Annotated in this window: 2 protein-coding genes; both read right to left on the reverse strand. The window is 43.0% G+C overall.

Annotated elements, in window-relative coordinates:
- The coding region (locus B9G53_RS03395) for a toprim domain-containing protein (RefSeq protein ID WP_254923536.1) at positions 1–434 on the reverse strand (434 nt) is incomplete at its 3' end.
- Positions 435–471: 37 nt separating this feature from the next.
- The gene (locus tag B9G53_RS03400) at positions 472–888 is read right to left on the reverse strand and encodes a hypothetical protein (RefSeq protein WP_217901500.1); all 417 of its coding nucleotides are present in this window, start codon (positions 886–888) and stop codon (positions 472–474) included.
- Positions 889–1,094: the final 206 nt, after the last annotated feature.

Here is a 1,094-nt window from a genome sequence, read left to right on the forward strand (position 1 = left end):
CATTGTCTCGCTCTCTGAGCCGAAATCAGGTTCAAATCTAACTGATGAGCATTGGCGATCGCTACTTTAACTGCCGTAGGCGTAATCTGGTTATAGACAGCCCGTTTAGGATTACGAAGATGGAGTTGCTGTTGTAAATGCCATGCAATTCCCTCACCTTCGCGATCGCCATCGGTAGCAAGTACAACTTCTGATGCATTCTTCACAGCAGCCCGAAGTTTAGCGACTACCTGTTGCCCCTTACCTTCCGTCAATTGGTAGCGGCATTCAATTTTGTTTGTATCTTTATGCATGGTAAAGCCCAAGCTATCTTCACCATCTTTAGCTAGTTCCGTAAAGTGCCCAAAGGAAGCTTCCACTTGCCATTCACTGCCAAGGATTGCTTGGATGGTTTTGCACTTGGATGGAGATTCAACGAGTAATAGCTTTTTCATGTTTTTGCACCTCTGTAAACTTTACCACCAAACACACTTACTTATAATTTTCAATAGGTTTAGATTGTTGTACGTTTAACATCTCCACAGCCCTAGCAATATTTGCCGCATCAAGGTCGGTAACATGGGACTCAATGACTGTCCCCTGCGACTCCACCAGAATCGGATTAACAGGACGATCCTTCGCGTTTAAAGTCATTGTATCCGAGGCTTTTTCGAGACTGAACTTGTAGTTTCCCTTACCATCAGGACGCTCAAAGATAAGATGATTACCATCATCTCTGCCTTTTACCTGTAGTATTTCGCGACAATCCCGCGCTAGTTTCAGATCTCGTTCTGCATCAGTAATTTGATTAGGAGAACTGGGAATCGCAGAATTTTCAACAGTTTCAGACTTATTGGTAGATTTATCCTTACGCAGATTACTCAAACCATCAAACATTGATAGAGCCAAATTCTGAATCTGCGTTGCATAATTGATTTGGTTCTGTTCTGGAGTAACAGTATTTACCTGTTGAGCATCAGGGTAGTCCTAAAAAGGAAAGGATGGAGGAAAATAAGACAAGAGTGTCTAATGTTACCGAGTTAGCCCATGACAGAGACTAGACCAAACTGCCCATCGTGCCATTGCGAGTCATTGGTAAAAAATGGTAAAACCCG

The sequence above is a fragment of the Pseudanabaena sp. SR411 genome (assembly GCF_002251945.1).
Taxonomy (GTDB): Bacteria; Cyanobacteriota; Cyanobacteriia; order Pseudanabaenales; family Pseudanabaenaceae; genus Pseudanabaena.